This window comes from Streptomyces sp. NPDC043726 (genome assembly GCF_056436565.1).
This window is the reverse complement of the sequence record NZ_JBWKCI010000003.1, coordinates 276745-295071: the sequence shown is the minus strand read 5'-3', so window position 1 is coordinate 295071 and position 18327 is coordinate 276745. Positions and strand designations below refer to the sequence as shown.

Sequence of the window (18327 nt, the reverse complement as noted above, 5' to 3'; positions counted from 1 at the left end):
TGGGGGTTCAGACGGTTTCGCCGGGCCAGTACAGGCGCATCGGGTTGGCGACCAGGAGCTTGTGCCGCAGTTCCTCGGTGACCGCCACCAGCGGCACGTGGTCGACGAGGAGCCCGTCGTCGGGCATGTGGTCGGTGAGGTTGGGGTGCGGCCAGTCGGTGCCCCACAGCACCCGGTCGGGGAACTCCTCCACGACCCGGCGGGCGAAGGGGACGACGTCGGTGTACGCGCGCCGTTCGCCGTCCAGGGCCGCGGGCCCGCTCACGCTGAGCCGCTCGGGACAACTCACCTTCACATGCACGTCGTTGCGGTCGACGAAGCGCAGGAACCGGCTGAACTCCGGCCCGTCCACCGGCTGGGTGACATCGGGGCGCCCCATGTGGTCGACGACCAGCGGGACGGGCAACGAGGCGAAGAAGTCCTCCAGTTCGGGCAGGTCGGCGCTCTCGAAGTAGAGGACGACGTGCCAGCCCAGCGGGGCGACCTTCCTCGCGATCGTGCGCAGGTCGTCCTCGGGCGAGGCGTCGACCAGCCGCCGTACGAAGTTAAAACGGACCCCACGCACCCCCGCCGCGTCGAGGGCCAGCACCTCGCCCTCGTCGACGTCCGGCCGTACGGTCGCGATGCCGCGCGCCCTGCCGCCGGCCGCCCGGACGGCGTCGGTCATGGCGCTGTTGTCCGCGCCGTGGCAGGTGGCCTGCACGATGACGTTGCGGGCGACGCCAAGGTGGTCGCGGAGCGCGAACAGGTCCTCCTTGCCGCCGTCGCAGGGCGTGTACTTCCGTTCCGGAGCGAAGGGGAACTCGGCCTGCGGGCCGAAGACATGACAGTGCGCGTCGACGGTCCCCGGCGGCAGCCGGAAGGCGGGTTCGGACGGGCCGCGGTACCAGTCCAGCCAGCCGGGGGTCTTGGGGGCGACCGTGGTCATCCGCCTCACCGGCCCTGGCGCTTCAGCAGGGCGTCGAGCCGGGGGTACACCGCGCGGGCGTTGTGCTCCTGGACCGCGGCGAGGTCGTCCGCGGACAGCTCGGCCGCCTCCGCGTAGCGACGGGTGTCGTCGAAGTGGTGGCCGGTGCACGGGTCGATGTCCCGCACCGCGCCGATCATCTCCGAGGCGAACAGGATGTTCCGGGCCGGGACGACCTCGTAGAGGAGGTCCGAGCCGGGCTGGTGGTAGACGCAGGTGTCGAAGTAGACGTTGCCGAGGACGTGTTCCTCCAGCGGCGGCTTGCCGAGCGCCATCGCGAGGCCCCGGAAGCGGCCCCAGTGGTACGGCACCGCACCGCCGCCGTGCGGGATCACGAACCGCAGCGTCGGGAAGTCGGCGAACAGATCACCCTGCACCAGCTGCATGAACGCGGTGGTGTCGGCGTTCAGGTAGTGCGCGCCGGTGGTGTGGAAGGCCGGGTTGACGCTCGTACTGACGTGGATCATCGCCGGGATGTCGTACTCGGCCATCTTCTCGTAGACGGGGTACCACGAGCGGTCGGTCAGCGGCGGCGCGGTCCAGTGCCCGCCCGAGGGGTCGGGGTTCAGGTTCAGGGCCACGGCGCCGAACTCCTCGACGCAGCGGGTGAGTTCGGGGACACAGGTGGCCGGGTCGACACCGGGGGACTGCGGGAGCATCGCGGCGGGCACGAAGCGCTCCGGATACAACTCGCTGACGCGGTGGCAGAGTTCGTTGCAGAGGGCGGCCCAGGCGGCGGACGTGGCGAAGTCCCCGATGTGGTGGGCCATGAACGACGCCCGCGGCGAGAAGACCGTCACGTCGATGCCGCGCTCGTCCATCAGCCGCAACTGGTTCGGCTCGATGGACTCGCGCAGCTCGTCGTCGCTGATCCGCAGGTCCGTGGGGGCGGGGGCGGCGGACCGGTCGGTGAGGGCGGCGATCTGCTTCTCGCGCCATTCGGCCAGGGCCGGCGGGGCGGTCGTGTAGTGACCGTGACAGTCGATGATCATGTACGGCGTCCTTCGGGGTACGGCATCCTTCTCGGGCTGTGGGTGCCGTGCAGCCTGGCCCCGCCCACGGGGCCGCCGGGAAGCCGCGGACGCAGAACTAACCTCCCCTTAACACTCCGGCGGACCTCCGGCCGGTGTGGTCTACATTCGGCTGGACGTGCCAGGAAGTGGCCGAAAGTCGAGCCCGGGAGGAGGTGGGCGAGGTGCAGATTCTGCTGGCCGAGGACGACGACGGCGTGGCCGCGGCGCTCGTGGAGGTCCTGTACGACCACGGCCACACCACCCGCCGGGTCCGGTACGGCAGGGACGTGCTCACCTACCACCGCAGCTCCGACCTGCTGCTTCTGGACCTCGGCCTGCCCGACACCGACGGCCTGGACGTGCTGCGCGCGCTGCGGGCCGTGAGCGACATGGCCGTGGTGGTGCTCACCGCCCGCGGCGACGAGCGTTCGGTCGTCCGCGGACTGCGGCTCGGGGCCGACGACTACCTGGTCAAGCCGGTACGGCTGGCCGAGCTGCTGGCCCGGATCGACGCGGTCACCCGGCGGGGTACGGCCAAGGGCGGCGCCGGCACCCGGACGGTCCGGGCCGGTGACGTCGAGGTGGACCTCGACGCGCGCCGCGTCCGGGCCGGCGGGGCGGACGTCGAGCTGACCACCAAGGAGTTCGCCGTTCTCGCCGTACTGGCCGGCCGGGCCGGTACCGCGGTCAGCCGCGAGCAGATCCTGGACGAGGTGTGGGGCGACACCTCCCACGCCGTGTCCCGCTCCCTCGACGTCCACCTCACCCAGCTGCGCGCCAAACTGCGCCGCCCCGAGCTGCTCACGACGATCCGCGGATTCGGCTACCGCTTCGGGGACGTCGTGGATCCCTGGGACTGAGGGGCCGACGCATGCGCACCCGGGTCCAGGCCGCACTGCTGCTGTTCGTCGTGATCGCGGTGGCCGCCTTCGCCGTACCGTTGCTGCTGTTCACCGCGTCCGACCGCACCCAGCAGCTCGTCCTCGCCCGCAGCGCCGACCTCGACCGCTTCGCGGCCCTCATGGACCAGGCGGCGGCCACCGGGGACACCTCGGCCGTCACCGCCGAGGCGCGGCGCTACACCCAGCTGTACGGCGAGCCGCTCGTCGTCGTCGACACCCGGCGCCGTCCCGTCGTCCAGACCGGTGGCATGCGGGCCGCCGATCCCGCCGTGGCCCGGCTCCTGGACGCGGCCCTGCGCAACCAGACCGAGCATCCCGGAGGAGCGCTGCGTCCCTGGTCACGCGGGTACCGGATGTTCGCCGAGCCGGCCGGCACGGGCACCCGGGTCTCCGGGGCGGTGGTGCTGCGGGCCTCGGTGGGCACCGCGGCCGACGACATCACCCGGCGCTGGGCGCTCGTGCTCGCGGGCACCGCCGTGGTCGCCGTCGCCTGCACGGTCCTCGCCCGGGCCGCGACGAGGTGGGTGGTCAGCCCGCTGCGGCGGCTCGACCGGGCGGTCGGCCAGCTCGCCGCGGGGCTCCCGCCCGAACAGACCCGGGCCGGCGGCCCGCCCGAACTGCGCCAGCTCGCGACCGGCTTCAACCGCATGGCCCGTACGGTCACGGCGGCCCTGGAGCAGCAGCGCAGGCTCGTCGCCGACACCTCCCACCAGATGCGCAACCCCATGGCGGCACTCCGGCTGCGCGTCGACGCCCTGCACACCCACCTGCCCGACTCCGCCCACCGCACCTACGCGGGCGTCACCACCGAGCTCGACCGCCTGGAGACCCTCCTCGACGACATGCTGGCCCTCGCCACCGCGGAACACCGGGCCGGGGAGCTGACGGTGACCGACGGCTCGGACGCCCACTGCGACGCGGCGGCGGTGGCGGTCGCCCAGTACCGGCTGTGGGAGCCGGTCGCGCGGCGCGCCGGAGCGCGCCTCACGCTCCAGCCGGCCAAGGCCCCGGTCCCGGCCGCGTGCACGGACCGGGAACTCGCCCAGATCACCGACATCCTGCTGGACAACGCCATCAAGTACGCCGGCCGGGGCGCGCGGATCACGCTCGCCTGCAGCACCGAGGGCCCGCACGCCCTCCTCACGGTGACCGACGACGGCCCCGGCCTCGGAACGGAGGAACTGCCCCTGGCCACGACCCGCTTCTGGCGCGCACGCCACCCACACCAGAACGACACCCCGGGCACGGGCCTGGGCCTGGCCATCGCCGAACAACTCCTGACGGGCCGCTCCGGCCACCTGCGACTGACCCCGGCGAGCCCGCACGGCCTGCGAGCGAGGGCGGTGCTGCCGAGGTGGCGGGCCGACGACCGCGCGGCGCCGCCCACGGCCCGGGCCGGTACATCGCGGGACGCCGACGACACTGCCCCGGCCGCGGCCCGTGGCGGTACGTCATGGGGCGACACCGGCGACGACCACGCCGCCCGGCCCACGGCGCTCGGCGGTACGTCGTGGGGCGACGACGGCGGCGACGACGACGGCGGCGCTGCCCGGCCCACGCCCTACGGCGGTACGTCATGACCGGTCGCCCCTTCCCCTTGGGCCGCCCAGGCCGCTCCCTCCCCGTCGACCGCCGTACCGCCCTGCGTGCCGCCCTCGGCTCGGCGGCGGTCGCCGTGCTCGGCGGTGCGCTCACCGGGGACGTCTCCCGGCAGCGGCCGGGGCCGGGCGGCGTGCTGCGCTTCGCGACCGGGGAGCCGACGGCGTTCTACGAGGCGTTCGGCCGCCTTCTCGCCGCCGAGGTGGAAGCGGCGTACCCCCGCCTGCACTGCCGCGTCCGCACCACCGCGGGCAGCGTCGCCAACATCGAGCTGCTGCGCGAGGGCCGTGCCGATCTCGCCCTCGTCCTCACCGACACCGCGCGCGCGGCCCAGGGCACCGAGCTGTTCCCGCATCCGGTGCCCCTGCGGGCGATCGGCCGGGTCTACGAGACGTATCTCCAGTTCGTCGTCCGTGCCGACTCGCCCCTGCGGGAGGTCTCCGACCTGGCCGGACACACCGTCTCCCTCGGCGCGGCCGGATCGGGCGCGGCCGAACTCGGCGAACGCGTCCTGCACGCCGCGGGCCTGTCCCCCGGCACCGACGTCCCCGTGCTCCACCTCCCGCTGGCGGACGCGGCGGAGGCGATGCGGGCGGGCTCGGTCGACGCCCTGCTCGTCGCGGGAGGCGTGCCCCTGCCCGTCCTGGCCGAGCTCGACACCCGCCCCGGCCTGCGTTTCCTGCCGCTCGCCGGCCTGCTGCCGCGACTCGGTGACCGCGACGCCCGGGCCGGTTCGGGCCTGGAGGAGGTCTCGTTGCCGCCGGGCGCGTACCGCGGCGCGGGCGGTGTCGCCACCATCGGCGTGTCCAACCTGCTGGTGTGCCGCCCCGACCTCCCCCGCCCGGTCGTCGACGCCCTCACCCGCCTCCTGGTCCGCCGCGCGACGGCCCTCGTCCCCGGCAACGCCGTCGGCACCCAGTTCCTCGACGTCGGCAGCCTGATCGGCACGGGTGGCATCCCCCTGCACCCCGGTGCGCAGGCGGCGTACCGCGCCTTGCACGGCTGAACTCCTATCCCGCTCACAGCCGTCTGCCATGCGGGGCCTAATTGTCAACGAAATCGTCAGTGACATGGTCAACTCAACGCACGGACACAAGCCGAGGACCCGAGCGGCCCACCGTTCCCGCCGCTGGTTCATGAACAAGGCCCTGCTCGCCGGCGGCGTCTCCGCCGTCGCGGTGATGGGCGGTTACGCCGCCACCCAGGCCGGCGCGGAAACGTCCACCGCCGACGCCACGGCGAGCGCCTCCCCCTCCGGCCCGCCCGCCGGCGGCGGCTTCGGCCAGACGATCGCGTACGACGACTTCGTGGGCGTCACCACGGACGGGACCGTCGTGGGCGACCTGTACGCGATCCACCGCACCGGCGTCTCCACCACGCCGGTGGTCCGTGCCGGGGCGGCCTTCGTCAACGCCCTGACCGACGAGCAGAAGGCGGCCACGCTCTTCGACATCGACGCCGACCAGTGGCTCGACTGGACCAACGTCGACTCCAACGACCGCGAGGGCATCGCCCTCCGCGACATGACCGAGAAGCAGTACAAGCTCGCGATCAAGCTGCTGAAGGCCGCGCTGTCCGCGCGCGGCCTGGAGAACGCCACCCAGATCCGCAAGCTCAACCACTTCCTCGGCGAGTACAGCGGCGACACCTCCAAGGCGCTCAACTACGACGCCTACTGGTTCACGATCATGGGCACCCCGTCGGCGACCGACCCCTGGGGCTTCCAGTTCGAGGGCCACCACCTGGTCATCAACTACTTCGTCCTCGGCGACCAGGTCGTCGCGACCCCGACCTTCCGCGGCTCCGAGCCCACGAAGATCACGTACGACGGCGTGGACTACCACCTCTTCCGCGAGGAGACCACCGCCGGCCTCGAGATGGTCCGCTCGCTGACCGCCACCCAACTGGCCACGGCGGTACCGGGCACGGAAGAGAAGACGGGCACCAACCTGACCGTAGGCGCGGGCAACGACAACGCGGTCCTGCCCTACAAGGGCCTGAAGGGCTCGGAACTCACCCGCCGACAGCAGAAGCTGCTCCTCGACCTGGTCGAGGTCTACACGGGCACCATCGACGAGGCCCACTCCCGGGTGTGGCTGCGGGACATCGAGAAGCACCTGGACGACACGTACTTCTACTGGATCGGCGAGACCGAGGACGACTCGGCGTTCTACTACCGCGTGCACTCCCCGGTGGTCCTGATCGAATACGACGCCGAGTCCCCCCTGGCGTACCACGAGGACGAAGACTCCAGCTCGGCCTCCCCCACGGCATCGGCGACGGCCTCCGCGTCGGCGTCGGCGGGCCCGGGCGGCGGAGGCATGGGCGGCCCGAACGGCACCCCCACCCAACAACACATCCACACCATCATCCGCACCCCCAACGGCAACGACTACGGCGTGGACCTCCTCAAGCTCCACCTGGAAACCGACCACTGACACCGACACCATCACCGACACCACACAGCAGCCCACGAAACCCCAGGCCACGGCCGGCCTGGGGTTTCCCGTTCCCACGGGTCACGAGTAAGAGTTGCCCACATGGAAGCGGTGAATGTGGTGGCGCGCTTCAACGCCGCGATCAACAGCCAGGACCTCGTCGCCCTGACCTCGTTGATGTCCGAGGACCACACCTTCGTCGACACCGAAGGCACGGCGGTACAGGGGAAACGGGCCTGCGTGGAGGCATGGCGGGGGTTCTTCGCGGCCTTCCCGGACTACCGGAACGTGTTCGCCGAGGTCACCGCACGGGAGGACGTAGTCACGGCGGTCGGACACTCCGTCTGCTCGACGCCGGTACTCGCGGGACCGGCACTGTGGGTCGCCCATGTCACGGGCGACCTGGTCTCCGAGTGGCGGGTCCACACGGATGAGCCCCGAACCCGCCGCGAACTCGGCCTGGAGCCGTAACTCCGCTACGGAATCAGGATGTTGTGCGCCTCGACGACCGACGAATCGAAGGGAGGGGCGCCGATCTCCTTCGCCGCGGGGATGACCTTCTCCTCCAGGAACCGCCGGAAGGCCTCCTCCGACTCCCATACGTCGACCACCTGCCAGCCCCCGGTCTCTCCCGGCGCGGCGAAGTGCGCGATGAGCCCGGCGGGCGGATTCGAGGGATCCGGGATGGCCCGGTCGAACGCCTGCTGGTAAAGCTCCTGGTTCCAGTTGGCTGCGTAGTTCTGCACCAGAACACTCATGACCGGGCTCCTCGATTCCCAGACGAAGACCATCCCCTCCCCCGACGCTACGCCGGTGCCCGAAGAGCCGCGAACGATGACCGTCCCGACCACCTCAGGAAAACCGCAAGGACCAGGTTGCTGACTGGGTCCTAGATGGGAACGGGGCGCGAAGTCTGGTGGGCAAAGTGCGTGCGCGGGTGACCGCGGCATCGCGTGGTCGTCAGTGCCCGGCCCGCTCTGAAAACTGGTCGGGGCAGCAAGGGAACTGACTGAGGATGCGCGTGTCCGGGAGCGCGTCGACGCGGTGCTGCACATCGTGGGCGGCTTGGGTGGGTCGTACGGCAAGGGCAGCCGTTGATGAACGCCTTGGAGGACGTGGCTCAAGAGGCCACCCTCCACGGCGACTTCGCATTTGCCCTGCCCTGCCCTGCGCTTCGCCGCCTATGCCGGAGGTGACCTGTTCCTTGACATTCTTGAGAACTACTACGACGACAAGGCCCGACAGCGCAGCGAGAAACACATGCGCAGGTTGGCCGCGCTGCAGGTCGCCGAGAGCTAATGGTGCGGTTGTGGTGCGCGTCCCGCCCACCGGTCTAGACAACAAACAACCCCCGGGTCCATGACCTGTGGGTCCGTGTTGGAGCGGGTGACGATAATCGAACTCGCGCTCTCAGACCAGCCCGGATACCTGGCCCTTGGGGTGGTCCTGTGCGTCGGATCGCACCGATGTTGACCGTGGTTTCCCGCTCTTACGGGCACGCAGAGGCCACGGAATCTCGGGAAGGCAGAGGCCGGCGCCGCTGAGGGGACAACTGCGCACGGTCCGCCCGGTGCGGAGATCAGATGTTGAAGGGGCGTTGCGGCTGCTTCGTACCCACGAGCCGCCGGCACCGGGTACCTCTGTCATCCGGCCAGAGCTTCGTGGTGCACTTGCCGCCCGCTATGCCATTTTCAATGGCATACTCGGGGTGTGGCTGATGACGACGTTGACTTCCCGCCAGGCGACGGCCCGACCAGCGGTATCTCCGTCACCCTGACTGCCGGAACTCTGCAGGCGATCCGTGAGCGGGTCGGCAAGCGGGGCGTCTCGGCGTACCTGGAGAAGGCGGCCCAGCGGCAGATCGAGCGGGACAACCTGGACGAGCTGATCGCGGACTTCGACAAGGTGCACGGCCCGGCCGACCCCGAGGCCGTGGCGGCCAAGCGTGCCCGGCTGACCGGTGGCGCTTCGAATGCTGGGGCAGCCGCGTGAGCGGTGCCCTGGTCCTGGACAGCGAGGGCCTGGCGAAGGCTGTACAGCGTGACCGGGAAATCCACGAGTGGCTGACGGCGGCTCGAGACGCGGACCTGCCAGTGATCACCTCGGCCGCCGTGCTGGTCGAGGTGATCCACCCGAACATCAACGAAGCCGCACTGAAGTGGACCCTGTCCCGCCTGAGCGTCGAGCCGGTGACCCAGGCCGTCGCGCAAGCCGCTGCCGCCCTGCTGCGCGCAGCGGGGCTACACGGCCACAAGTACGCCATCGACGCCATGCTGTGCGCGACCGCCCTGCAGCACCCCGGCCGGGTGACCATCCTGACTTCCGATGTAGAAGACGTCGGGCTGCTCACCGCCGAGCATCCACGCGTGAGAGCGGAAAAGGTCTGAGCCGAGGCGCGCTGGTTGTTCCCGCCTGGCCTCATGCCCCGCTTCAGGCCGAGCGCATTGCTCAGACATCTGATCGGGGCACACGGCACTCCGGCGCAGGACGATGCCGTGCGGCGCGAGTTGGCCAACCAGTCGGCTCTGGTGGAGGAGGTCGCCAAGTACGACCACCGGGAGCGGGACGGAAGCATCGCCGCGACGCTCAGGCAGCATGGCCCCCTGGAGAAAGCACTCGTGTTGGACCAGGAGGAGACCGACGCCGGCCGACGAAATGCGGGTGCCGTATCAAGGGCGCGGGGAAGGAGTCAGCCGCCGAACGTCGTATCGCCACCGTCGCCCAGGTCGACGCCCTCGCGGACGCGATCGGCATCCGCTGGCGCCTGATGGTCTACCTCGGCGCCTACGGCCCGATGCGCCCCGAAGAACTCGCGGGCCTCCGCCGCCGAGACGTCGACCCCGACAACCTCGTCATCCGCGTCCGCGTTGCCGAGCCGGAACGCACCAACGGCAAGCGCGCCCCCGGCGAGACCAAGTCCGATGCGGGCGTTCGTACCGTCGTCCTCCCCGCCTTCCTCCACAAGGAGGTGAAGCGGCACCTCGCCTGGTACGCCGAGACGGGGCCTGATGGCCTGGTGTTCGTCGGTGAGAAGGGAGCGCCCTTCCGCCGCACCTCCTTCGGCCGGAAGTGGCGCCGCGCTCGTGCCGCCGCCGGTCTCCCGGAGGGCTTCCGTTTCTACGACCTTCGTCACACCGGACACACCCTCTCGACCCGGTCCGGGGCCACCCTCAAAGACACGATGGTCCGCGCGGGACAGTCCTCCGAGAAAGCCGCGCTGATCTATCAGCACTCCGACCAAGAGCGGCAGCGCGAGGTCGCCGCCGGCCTCGACGACCTGGTCCGCGCCGAGCGTGCGAAGCACCACAAGGGAGACCCCGCGCACCACAGCAAGGAGGTCGCCGAGAGCTAATGGTGCGGTTGTGGTGCGCTTCCCGCCCACCGGTCTAGACAACAAACAACCCCCGGGTCCATGACCTGGGGGTTCGTGTTGGAGCGGGTGACGAGAATCGAACTCGCGCTCTCAGCTTGGGAAGCTGATGTTCTACCATTAAACTACACCCGCGTAAGACGCCGACCGGAGTCGGTGTCCGAATGCTCGCTCACTGTACCTCATGGCAGGCCCCCGGTGTTCAAGGCCCGGGGGCCTGACTGTGTTTCAGGGGTGGGATGCGGCTGCGGGGGGCCGGAGTTGGGGCGTACGGTGGAGGGGTGAGAGAGGGTCCGGGTGGGACCGGAGTGCCGCCTGGAGCGCCGTCCCTTTCATCCCGTAATGTGGCCTTTCGTCGCCCGGCGGGCAGCAGCCGGGTGCGGCTCTTGGGGAAGGGACTCAGAGGACTTGATGGAGCGCACCGTCGTCCGATGTGCCGATGGGCACGTGTTCAGCACCGCTTCGTTCCCGATGCAGCAGGCCGAGCGGCTCGGTCCCGGACGCCTCGTCCGGTGTCCGCGCTGTGCCCGGCTTCGCAGTGTCGTTCCCGTGACCTTGCGAACCGGTGAAGCGGTCAAGCGGTGAATCGGTGAAGCAGTAGAGCGGTCTCAGGCGAAGACAGCCAGGCGCGCGGTGCCGTCCGATGGTGGTCGGTCCGCGCGCCTTGCGTATCCTCGGGACGTGCTTCTCTCAGACAAGGACATCCGGGCCGAGATCGACGCCGGGCGGGTACGGATCGATCCCTACGACGAATCCATGGTGCAGCCGTCCAGCATCGACGTACGGCTGGACCGGTACTTCCGGGTGTTCGAGAATCACCGGTACCCGCACATCGACCCCTCCGTCGAGCAGGTCGATCTGACGCGGCTCGTGGAGCCCGAGGGCGACGAGCCCTTCATCCTCCACCCCGGGGAGTTCGTCCTCGCCTCCACCTACGAGGTCATCACCCTGCCCGACGATCTCGCCTCCCGGCTCGAGGGCAAGTCCTCCCTCGGGCGGCTCGGGCTCGTCACCCACTCCACCGCCGGGTTCATCGACCCCGGGTTCTCCGGTCACGTCACGCTGGAGCTGAGCAACCTCGCCACGCTCCCCATCAAGCTGTGGCCCGGCATGAAGATCGGCCAGCTGTGCATGTTCCGGCTCAGCTCGCCCGCCGAGTCCCCCTACGGCAGTGAGCGGTACGGATCCCGGTACCAGGGGCAGCGGGGGCCGACCGCCTCCCGGTCCTTCCTCAATTTCCACAGGACCCAGGTATGAGCGCCGTACGCGAGAACCTCACCTACGAGCGGTTCGGCACCGCCGTACGTGAGCTGGCCCAGACGATCGCCGATGACGGGTACGCGCCCGACATCGTGCTGTCCATCGCCCGTGGCGGTGTCTTCGTCGCCGGCGGGCTCGCCTACGCCCTCGACTGCAAGAACATCCACCTGGTGAACGTCGAGTTCTACACCGGCGTCGGGACCACCCTCGACATGCCCGTCATGCTCGCGCCCGTCCCCAACGCCATCGACTTCTCCGACAAGAAGGTCCTGATCTGCGACGACGTCGCCGACACGGGCAAGACGCTCAAGCTGGTGCACGACTTCTGCCTCGACCACGTCGCCGAGGTCCGCTCCGCCGTCATCTACGAGAAGTCCCACTCCCTCGTGAAGTGCGAGTACGTGTGGAAGCGCACCGACGACTGGATCAACTTCCCCTGGTCCGTCCTTCCGCCCGTCCACAAGACCGGGGAAGCGGCCAAGGCAAATAAGGAAGCGCTCTGATCGAGGCTCACGTACGATCCTTTTCGATCAACTGACGGTCGTATTCGATCGGTCTTCAGTCGCGCACTACATCCCGTGGGGGGACACACTTCATGCGCACACCCATGCGCCTCGCCCTGCTCGCCACCAGCGCCGCGCTCGTCGCCACCGGTGTCGGTGCCGGCACCGCTCAGGCTGAGGACGGCGGCAGTGGCGACATCACGATCGACAAGGTCGTCATCAACGGCGGCAAGCCGGTCGTCGTCGGCATCTCCAACGTGGTCAAGGCCAAGGTCACCGTGACCGCGTCGGACGACTCGGGCATCGAAGAGACCACGTACATGAGCGCGTACGGCCCGAACCCGAACTACGACCAGCTCTGGTACGACGAGGGTGAGATCACCTGCGCCGAGGTGAGCGCGACCACCTCGACCTGCACCGGCACGCTGACGTTCGACCCGGAAGGGTGGAGCTCCGCCATCAACGGCAACAGCGCGGCCGGCAACTGGCGTCTTGCCACGCTGGTCGCCGCCAACGACGTCGACTACATCCACCGGGACGCGGCCGGCACCTTCAAGGTGCAGCGCCTGTCCAAGCTCACCGTGAACGCCTCGCCCGAGCCGGTCAAGAAGGGCAGGACCATCACGGTCACCGGCAAGCTGTCCCGGGCCAACTGGGACACGAACGTGTACGCGGGCTACGCCGGGCAGAAGGTGACGCTGCAGTACCGCAAGAAGGGCTCCAGCACATACACCAACGTCAAGGGCCTCACGACCTCCTCGACGGGCACCCTGAAGACGACGGTCACCGCATCCGCCGACGGTTACTACCGCTTCCACTTCGCCGGCACGACGACCACGCCGGCCGTCGCCGCCGCGGGCGACTACGTGGACGTCCAGTAGCCATCAGGGCAGCAGAAGGAAGGGGCTCCCGGCGCTGCACAGCGCCGGGAGCCCCTTCCTCGTGCCGAGAGCTAGAACGTGCCCAGCTTCACGATCGACAGCAGTGCCACCAGCTGGATCGCGGACGCGCCCAGCGCCTTCGGCCAGGGCAGGTCGTGGGAGCGGTTGACCATCATCGTCAGCAGGACGCCGGCCGCGACCCAGGTGGCCCAGCCGAGGAGCTGGACGAAGGTCGCGTCGCCGCCGAGGAACATCGCGACGACCAGGCGCGGGGCGTCCGTGAGGGACATGATCAGCATCGACAGGCCGACCGTGGGCTGCCAGGCGCCGTCGCCGCCGAGCTGGCGGGCCAGGGTGTGGGTGACCACGCCCAGGATGAACGAGGACAGCACCATCGCCACGGCCGTGGTCAGCACGATCGGGACCGCGTTGGAGAGGGTCGCGTTGATCGCGTCCTCGCGGGCGCCGTCGAAGCCGAACACCGCGAGCAGGCCGTAGAGGAACGTCACGATCAGGGCGGGGCCCCACATCGCGTAGTCCCGCATCTGCAGGAAGGTCCTCCCGGGGGCGAGGAAGATGCCCTTCAGCAGGTCCTTCCAGTGCAGGCGGGGGCCGATCGGGGCCGCCGGGGCCGCGCCCGCGTGGTAGGTCTGCCCCTGGTTGTAGGGGTCCTCGTGGACGGAGAACGCCTGGGTGTGGCCCGGGTTGTTCGCCGCGTACGGGTCCGGCCCGCCGCCGTGCCCCTGCGGGTGGTGGTGTCCGCCGTCACCGAAGTACTCCGGCTCGCCATGGCCGCCGTAGCCACCGCCCTGACCGCCGTAGCCGCCGCCGTAGGGCTGCTGCGGCGGCGGGGGATAGCCGTACGACGGTCCCGACGGCCCCTGCTGCCCGTACGGAGGTTGTTGCGGGCGCGCTTGCGGGGTCCGGTTGTCCCGGCCGCCGCGTCCGATCCTGAATCCAGCCACGTCTTCGAACGTACCTGGTCCCGGAGAGTGACGTGCCGGGCCCGGCGGTCCGGGCCCGGCTTTGCTGCCGAGCTGTGACATCCCTTAGGGGACATGTCAGGGTCGTACGGCCGTCACAGCCGCCCTGCTCGAACCCCCAGGACCGTTCAGCCCTCCAGCACCGCCCCGAAGTACGCCAGCCCCGACGGTCCCCCCAGCGTGGTGCTGCTGAAGGACTTCGCGCCGGTCGCCGTCGTACCCGTGGAGGTGCCGCGCAGCACCCACAGCGCGCCCGCGCCGGAGTTCTCGCCGCGGGCGCCCGTGATCAGCTCGGCGCGGCCGTCCTTGTTGGCGTCGGTCAGGAAGACCGAGTCGCCGAAGTAGTCGTACGACTCGGCCGTGCCCGGGACGCCGGAGGTGTCCTGGGAGAAGGACTTGGCGCCGGAGCCGGTCAGGCCGGAGGCGGAGCCGCGCAGGACGGTCACCGTGCCGGCGTCGGCCTTCGAGCCCAGGGACTCGTCGGCGGCACCCACCGCGATGTCCTGGTAGCCGTCGCCGTTGGTGTCGCCGGCGGCGACGCTCCAGCCGAAGCGGTCGTACTTCTCGGCCGTGCCGGGCACGCCCGCGGTGTCCTGGGTGATCCGGACCGGGGTGCGGGTGCTCAGGCCGCCCGCGGCGCCGTACGTGACGGTGATCGCGCCGCCGAGACCGCCGTTGGGCTCGTCGGTGGACTTCTCCGAGAAGTTGCCGGTGACGATGTCGCCGTAGCCGTCCTTGTCGACGTCGGCGATGACCGCGTCGTAGCCGCCCGCGGTCTTCGCCCCGGGGACGAGGCCGCTCGCGGAGCCCTTGTAGAGGACGCCGCGGGTGCGGTAGCCGTCGGTGATCTCCTGCTGGCCGAGGACCAGCAGGTCGGTCTTCCCGTCGCCGGTCACGTCGCCCGCGACGAACTGGTCGCTGCTGACGCCGGTCTGCTCCTGGGTGTCGATGCCCACCCGCCCCTGGGCCTGGCCGGTGCGGGTGAAGGGGCCCGTGAAGACGTTCAGGCCGTCGAAGCTGTTGCTCTCCGCCGCGAGGTCGGTGTCTCCGTCACCGTCGAAGTCGCCGGTCGCCACCGACCAGCCGAGGTCGTTGCGGTACTCCGGCAGCGGCGAGGCGATGTCCGTACCGCTCTTGATCCCGCTCGCTCCGCCCCACAGCACCGTCAGGGTGCCGAAGTCGCCGGTGGAGCCGATCCGTTCGCTGTACACGCCGACCACGATGTCCATGTAGCCGTCGCCGTCGAGGTCGCCGGTGGTGAGGCGGTCGCCGAACTTGTCGTCCGTCTCGGGGGTGCCGGGGATGCCGGTGGTGGCCTGGCTGATGACCTGGCGCTTGGTGGTGTCCAGGCCGTTCGCGGTGCCGTAGACCACGCCGACGTAACCGGCGTTCGACTTGCCGCCGATCTTGGCGAGGGGCGCGCCGATCGCGAGGTCGCGGTAGCCGTCGCCGTTGAAGTCGCCGGACAGGCCCGAGGGCGCGGCGGACGCGGTGGCGGCCGGGAGGGCGGTGAGCAGGCCGGTGGTGAGGGCGGTGGCCAGCAGGAGGGTTGTCTTCTTGCGCATCAGGGTTCCGTTCGAGAAATCCGGAGAGAGGCGGAGGAGATAGATCCGGGGAGAGGCCGAGGAGAGAGTCCTAAGAGATTCAGTCGGCGAACGAGCCGCCGAACTCCGGCAGGACGAAGGCGCCCGTCGCCGTCGTCCCGCCCGAGGCGCCGCGCAGCACGACCGACGGCTGCCCGCCGATGCCGAGGTCCGCCTTGCCGTCGTGGGTGACGTCGCGCAGGCGCAGGGTGTAGCCGAAGGAGACGTGGGAGTCGGCCGGTGCGCTCACGGTCTGCGGGATCCAGGAGGAGCGCAGGCCCGACAGGCCGCCGGAGCCGCCGCGGAACAGGTGCACCCCGCCCTGGTCCTCGTTGCCGCTGACGTCCTCGTGCGGGACGCCGACCGCGAGGTCCGCGTACCCGTCGCCGTTCGCGTCGCCCGCCGCGAGGGCGTAGCCGAAGTTGTCGTCGGCCTCAGGGCTGCCGGAGACGCCGGAGCCGGCCTGGTTGTACATGGCCGAGCCGCTCGGTCCGGCGGAGGTGCCGCGCCAGACGAGGACCGAGCCCTTGCCGTCGTGGGAGTCGGGCCGGCCGAAGGCGATGTCGCCGTAGCCGTCCTTGTCGAAGTCGCCGATCGCGGCGGTCCACGCGGCGACCGTCTTGGAGGCGCCCGAAGTCAGGCCGCCCGAGGTGCCCTTGAGGAACCAGGCGCGCTCGACCGGCTGCCCGTTGACGAACTGCTCGCCCAGGACGACCAGGTCCGTCCTGCCGTCGCCGTTGACCTTGCCGGCGGCGAGGCTGTTCGAGTACCAGCCCGCGCCCTCCTTGTCGATCTTGCTGACGCTGCCGGTGGAGCCGGACCTGGTGAAGCCGCCCCGGTACAGCCAGGTCTCGGAGCCGCCGATCACCGCGAGGTCGGGTGAGCCGTCCCCGGTGAAGTCGCCGGTGGCGACGTCGCGGCCGAAGAAGCTCTTCGCGCCGGACTTCGGGGTGACGGCGGTACCGCCGGACAGACCCGAGGCCGAGCCCCACACGATGGTCACCGAGCCGTGCGACTGCGCGCTGCCCACCTGCTCCGTGGGATTGCCGACGACCAGGTCCGCGTACCCGTCCTTGTTCAGGTCGGCGCCGGCGATGCTGTCGCCGAACCGGTCGTCCTCCTCGCCGGTGCCGGGGACGCCGGGGCTGTCCTGGTGGACGAACTGGGTACGGGAGCCAGGGCCGTTCGCGGTGCCGTAGACGATCGTGACGGTGCCGCCCTCGCGGTCGACGTCGTTGTAGCCGCCGTAGGCGAGGTCCCGGTGCCCGTCCCCGTTGAAGTCGTCGTAGTGCTTGGCGACCGCCGCCGCGGCCGGGGCGGTCGTGATCAGCGGGGTGAGGCCGCCGGCGAGGAGGGTCGCGGCGAGGAGGGCGCCCGTGCGTCGGGTCATGAACGGGGTCTCCCTGTAGGTCACTTGGCCAGGTCCCAGCCGAAGGTCGAGCTGCCCTTGACGCCGGCCCCGGCGGCGGTCAGGGACTTCGCGCCGCTGGTCGTCAGGCCGGAGGCGGAGCCGCGCAGGTAGGTGATCGAGCCGTTCTCGTTCTCGTAGCCCGCCCCGGTCACCAGGTCGGCCTTGCCGGTCTTGTCGAGGTCGAGCAGGCGCACGGAGATGCCGAAGGCGTCGCCGCTCTCGGCGGTGCCGGGCACGCCCGCGGTGTTCTGGGAGTACGACGTGGCGCCTGTGGTCCTCAGACCCGTGGCGGAGCCGAGCAGCACGGTCACCGAGCCCGCGTCGCGCGCCGAGCCGATGTCCTCGCCCCAGGCGCCGACGACGACGTCGGCGTACGTGTCGCCGTTGATGTCGCCGACGTCGACCGCGGAGCCGAACAGGTCGTCGGTCTCGTCGGCGCCGGGGACGCCCGGGGTGTCCTGGTGGACGACGGTCGGCGTCTGCTGCGGGTCGGGGCCGTTCGGGCCGCCGTACCAGACGGAGATCTGGCCGCCCTTGCGCGCCGTGTAGTCGCCGAGGACGAGGTCGCCGTAGCCGTCGCCGTTGATGTCGCCGGTCGCGCCGAGGGCGCCGTCGGCGTTCGGCAGGGCGGTGAGGGCGTAGTCGGACTCGGGGTGGTCCGCGTGGCCGAAGGGGTCGTAGTGGAAGTAGCGGATGTCACCGGCCGGGTCGCCGTCGTGGTGCATCGGGTAGACGCGCTCGGCCGCCTTGTCGCCGGTCAGGTCACCGGCGATGACCTCGTACGTGGTGCCGACCTCGCCGACCTGGGTGTGGGTGAGCGGGGTGCCGGTGCGGGTGAAGGGGCCGCGGTAGAGGTGGGTGTGGGTCTGCCCGGTGGCGGTCACGTCCGTCTTGCCGTCGCCGTTGAAGTCGCCGGTGGCGACGCCACGGCCGAAGCCGCCCCACTCGGCGAGTTCGTCCGCCGAGGGCTGCGGCAGCGCGGAGCCGCCGGCGAGGCCCGAGGAGCCGCCCCAGAGGACGGTGACGCTGCCGACGCCCTGGCGCGTGCCGATGCTCTCGAACTCGGCGCCGACGACCAGGTCGGCGTAGCCGTCGGCGTTGAGGTCGCCGGCGGCGAGGCTCGCGCCGAAGCGGTCGTCGGTCTCGGCGGTGCCGGGGACGCCGGCGGAGTTCTGGGTGATGACGGTCTTCTTGGTGGACGGCACGCCCGAGGACGAGCCGTACAGCACGACCACGGCTCCGGCGCTGTGCGTGGAGCCGACGTCGGCGCCCATCGCGCCGATGGCGAGGTCCCGGTACCCGTCGCCGTTGAAGTCGCTCGCGAGCCCCGAGGGCGCGGCGAGGGCGGGGGTGGCGGGCAGGGCGGTGAGCACGCCGGTGGTGAGGGCGGCGGCGATCACGAGGGTGCGCTTCAAGA

The 18327-nt window shown here is 70.7% G+C and carries 17 protein-coding genes, 1 tRNA gene and 1 pseudogene; 11 read left to right on the top strand and 8 right to left on the bottom strand.

The annotated features are described in order from the left end of the window. Nucleotides 1-7: 7 nt before the first annotated feature. Nucleotides 8-928: an amidohydrolase family protein gene (locus AC068Z_RS10315; protein ID WP_478554197.1), complete on the bottom strand. Its 921-nt coding sequence runs from the start codon at nt 926-928 to the stop codon at nt 8-10. Nucleotides 929-933: 5 nt separating this feature from the next. Beyond that, a complete protein-coding gene (locus AC068Z_RS10310) occupies nt 934-1959 on the bottom strand; it encodes an amidohydrolase family protein (RefSeq protein WP_478554196.1) in 1026 nt (341 codons plus the stop codon). A gap of 203 nt (nt 1960-2162) precedes the next feature. Between AC068Z_RS10310 and AC068Z_RS10305 the strand changes: the two genes are divergently transcribed. The 5 genes from AC068Z_RS10305 to AC068Z_RS10285 all read left to right on the top strand — a co-directional run bounded on the left by AC068Z_RS10305 (nt 2163) and on the right by AC068Z_RS10285 (nt 7390). After that, nucleotides 2163-2840 (top strand): response regulator transcription factor, encoded by a 678-nt coding sequence (locus tag AC068Z_RS10305; RefSeq protein WP_478554195.1) that lies wholly within the window; start codon nt 2163-2165, stop codon nt 2838-2840. A gap of 11 nt (nt 2841-2851) precedes the next feature. Then, on the top strand, nt 2852-4462 hold the full coding sequence (locus AC068Z_RS10300; protein ID WP_478554194.1) for a sensor histidine kinase: 1611 nt from the start codon (nt 2852-2854) through the stop codon (nt 4460-4462). Next, nucleotides 4459-5487 carry a TAXI family TRAP transporter solute-binding subunit gene (locus tag AC068Z_RS10295; protein WP_478554193.1) on the top strand — a complete coding sequence of 343 codons (1029 nt, stop codon included), beginning with the start codon at nt 4459-4461 and terminating at the stop codon, nt 5485-5487. Before AC068Z_RS10300 ends, AC068Z_RS10295 begins: the two co-directional genes overlap by 4 nt. A gap of 64 nt (nt 5488-5551) precedes the next feature. Further along, on the top strand, nt 5552-6919 hold the full coding sequence (locus tag AC068Z_RS10290) for a DUF3500 domain-containing protein (RefSeq protein ID WP_478554192.1): 1368 nt from the start codon (nt 5552-5554) through the stop codon (nt 6917-6919). A gap of 102 nt (nt 6920-7021) precedes the next feature. Next, complete coding sequence (locus tag AC068Z_RS10285) at nt 7022-7390, top strand: nuclear transport factor 2 family protein (protein WP_478554191.1); 369 nt, start codon at nt 7022-7024, stop codon at nt 7388-7390. A gap of 5 nt (nt 7391-7395) precedes the next feature. On the opposite strand, the gene AC068Z_RS10280 is transcribed toward AC068Z_RS10285, so the two are convergent. Beyond that, complete coding sequence (locus AC068Z_RS10280; RefSeq protein WP_478554190.1) at nt 7396-7677, bottom strand: hypothetical protein; 282 nt, start codon at nt 7675-7677, stop codon at nt 7396-7398. A 952-nt stretch (nt 7678-8629) separates the two neighbouring features. Between AC068Z_RS10280 and AC068Z_RS10275 the strand changes: the two genes are divergently transcribed. The 3 genes and pseudogenes from AC068Z_RS10275 to AC068Z_RS10265 form a co-directional block, all read left to right on the top strand. Continuing rightward, a complete protein-coding gene (locus tag AC068Z_RS10275; protein WP_478554189.1) occupies nt 8630-8911 on the top strand; it encodes a hypothetical protein in 282 nt (93 codons plus the stop codon). Further along, on the top strand, nt 8908-9306 hold the full coding sequence (locus AC068Z_RS10270; RefSeq protein WP_478554188.1) for a PIN domain-containing protein: 399 nt from the start codon (nt 8908-8910) through the stop codon (nt 9304-9306). Before AC068Z_RS10275 ends, AC068Z_RS10270 begins: the two co-directional genes overlap by 4 nt. 275 nt (nt 9307-9581) lie before the next feature. Continuing rightward, nucleotides 9582-10271: pseudogene (locus AC068Z_RS10265) on the top strand (tyrosine-type recombinase/integrase); the annotation flags it as partial. Between the two features lie 79 nt (nt 10272-10350). On the opposite strand, the gene AC068Z_RS10260 reads toward AC068Z_RS10265, so the two are convergent. After that, nucleotides 10351-10424, bottom strand: a tRNA-Gly gene (locus AC068Z_RS10260). A 546-nt stretch (nt 10425-10970) separates the two neighbouring features. Here AC068Z_RS10260 and dcd point away from each other — a divergent pair. From dcd to AC068Z_RS10245, 3 genes are all read left to right on the top strand, one after another. Beyond that, nucleotides 10971-11546 carry a dCTP deaminase gene (gene dcd, locus AC068Z_RS10255; protein ID WP_164424640.1) on the top strand — a complete coding sequence of 192 codons (576 nt, stop codon included), beginning with the start codon at nt 10971-10973 and terminating at the stop codon, nt 11544-11546. After that, on the top strand, nt 11543-12052 hold the full coding sequence (locus AC068Z_RS10250) for a phosphoribosyltransferase (protein ID WP_478554187.1): 510 nt from the start codon (nt 11543-11545) through the stop codon (nt 12050-12052). Before dcd ends, AC068Z_RS10250 begins: the two co-directional genes overlap by 4 nt. A gap of 92 nt (nt 12053-12144) precedes the next feature. Further along, complete coding sequence (locus AC068Z_RS10245) at nt 12145-12933, top strand: calcium-binding protein (protein ID WP_478554186.1); 789 nt, start codon at nt 12145-12147, stop codon at nt 12931-12933. Between the two features lie 71 nt (nt 12934-13004). Here AC068Z_RS10245 and AC068Z_RS10240 read toward each other — a convergent pair whose 3' ends face one another. From AC068Z_RS10240 to AC068Z_RS10225, 4 genes are all read right to left on the bottom strand, one after another. Beyond that, nucleotides 13005-13979, bottom strand: a complete 975-nt coding sequence (locus AC068Z_RS10240) for a Yip1 family protein (protein ID WP_478554185.1) — start codon at nt 13977-13979, stop codon at nt 13005-13007. A 65-nt stretch (nt 13980-14044) separates the two neighbouring features. After that, nucleotides 14045-15481, bottom strand: a complete 1437-nt coding sequence (locus tag AC068Z_RS10235) for an FG-GAP-like repeat-containing protein (protein WP_478554184.1) — start codon at nt 15479-15481, stop codon at nt 14045-14047. 79 nt (nt 15482-15560) lie between these two features. After that, nucleotides 15561-16889 (bottom strand): FG-GAP and VCBS repeat-containing protein, encoded by a 1329-nt coding sequence (locus AC068Z_RS10230; protein ID WP_478554183.1) that lies wholly within the window; start codon nt 16887-16889, stop codon nt 15561-15563. A gap of 20 nt (nt 16890-16909) precedes the next feature. After that, the gene (locus AC068Z_RS10225) at nt 16910-18325 is read right to left on the bottom strand and encodes an FG-GAP-like repeat-containing protein (protein ID WP_478554182.1); all 1416 of its coding nucleotides are present in this window, start codon (nt 18323-18325) and stop codon (nt 16910-16912) included. Nucleotides 18326-18327 lie beyond the last annotated feature (2 nt).

Coding starts and splice junctions, on each gene's coding strand:
- AC068Z_RS10315 (WP_478554197.1), bottom strand. CDS start 928: ATGACCACGGTCGCCCCCAAGACCCCCGGCTGGCTGGACTGGTACCGC.
- AC068Z_RS10310 (WP_478554196.1), bottom strand. CDS start 1,959: ATGATCATCGACTGTCACGGTCACTACACGACCGCCCCGCCGGCCCTG.
- AC068Z_RS10300 (WP_478554194.1), top strand. CDS start 2,852: ATGCGCACCCGGGTCCAGGCCGCACTGCTGCTGTTCGTCGTGATCGCG.
- AC068Z_RS10295 (WP_478554193.1), top strand. CDS start 4,459: ATGACCGGTCGCCCCTTCCCCTTGGGCCGCCCAGGCCGCTCCCTCCCC.
- AC068Z_RS10290 (WP_478554192.1), top strand. CDS start 5,552: ATGGTCAACTCAACGCACGGACACAAGCCGAGGACCCGAGCGGCCCAC.
- AC068Z_RS10285 (WP_478554191.1), top strand. CDS start 7,022: ATGGAAGCGGTGAATGTGGTGGCGCGCTTCAACGCCGCGATCAACAGC.
- AC068Z_RS10280 (WP_478554190.1), bottom strand. CDS start 7,677: ATGAGTGTTCTGGTGCAGAACTACGCAGCCAACTGGAACCAGGAGCTT.
- AC068Z_RS10250 (WP_478554187.1), top strand. CDS start 11,543: ATGAGCGCCGTACGCGAGAACCTCACCTACGAGCGGTTCGGCACCGCC.
- AC068Z_RS10245 (WP_478554186.1), top strand. CDS start 12,145: ATGCGCACACCCATGCGCCTCGCCCTGCTCGCCACCAGCGCCGCGCTC.
- AC068Z_RS10240 (WP_478554185.1), bottom strand. CDS start 13,979: ATGTCACAGCTCGGCAGCAAAGCCGGGCCCGGACCGCCGGGCCCGGCA.
- AC068Z_RS10235 (WP_478554184.1), bottom strand. CDS start 15,481: ATGCGCAAGAAGACAACCCTCCTGCTGGCCACCGCCCTCACCACCGGC.
- AC068Z_RS10230 (WP_478554183.1), bottom strand. CDS start 16,889: ATGACCCGACGCACGGGCGCCCTCCTCGCCGCGACCCTCCTCGCCGGC.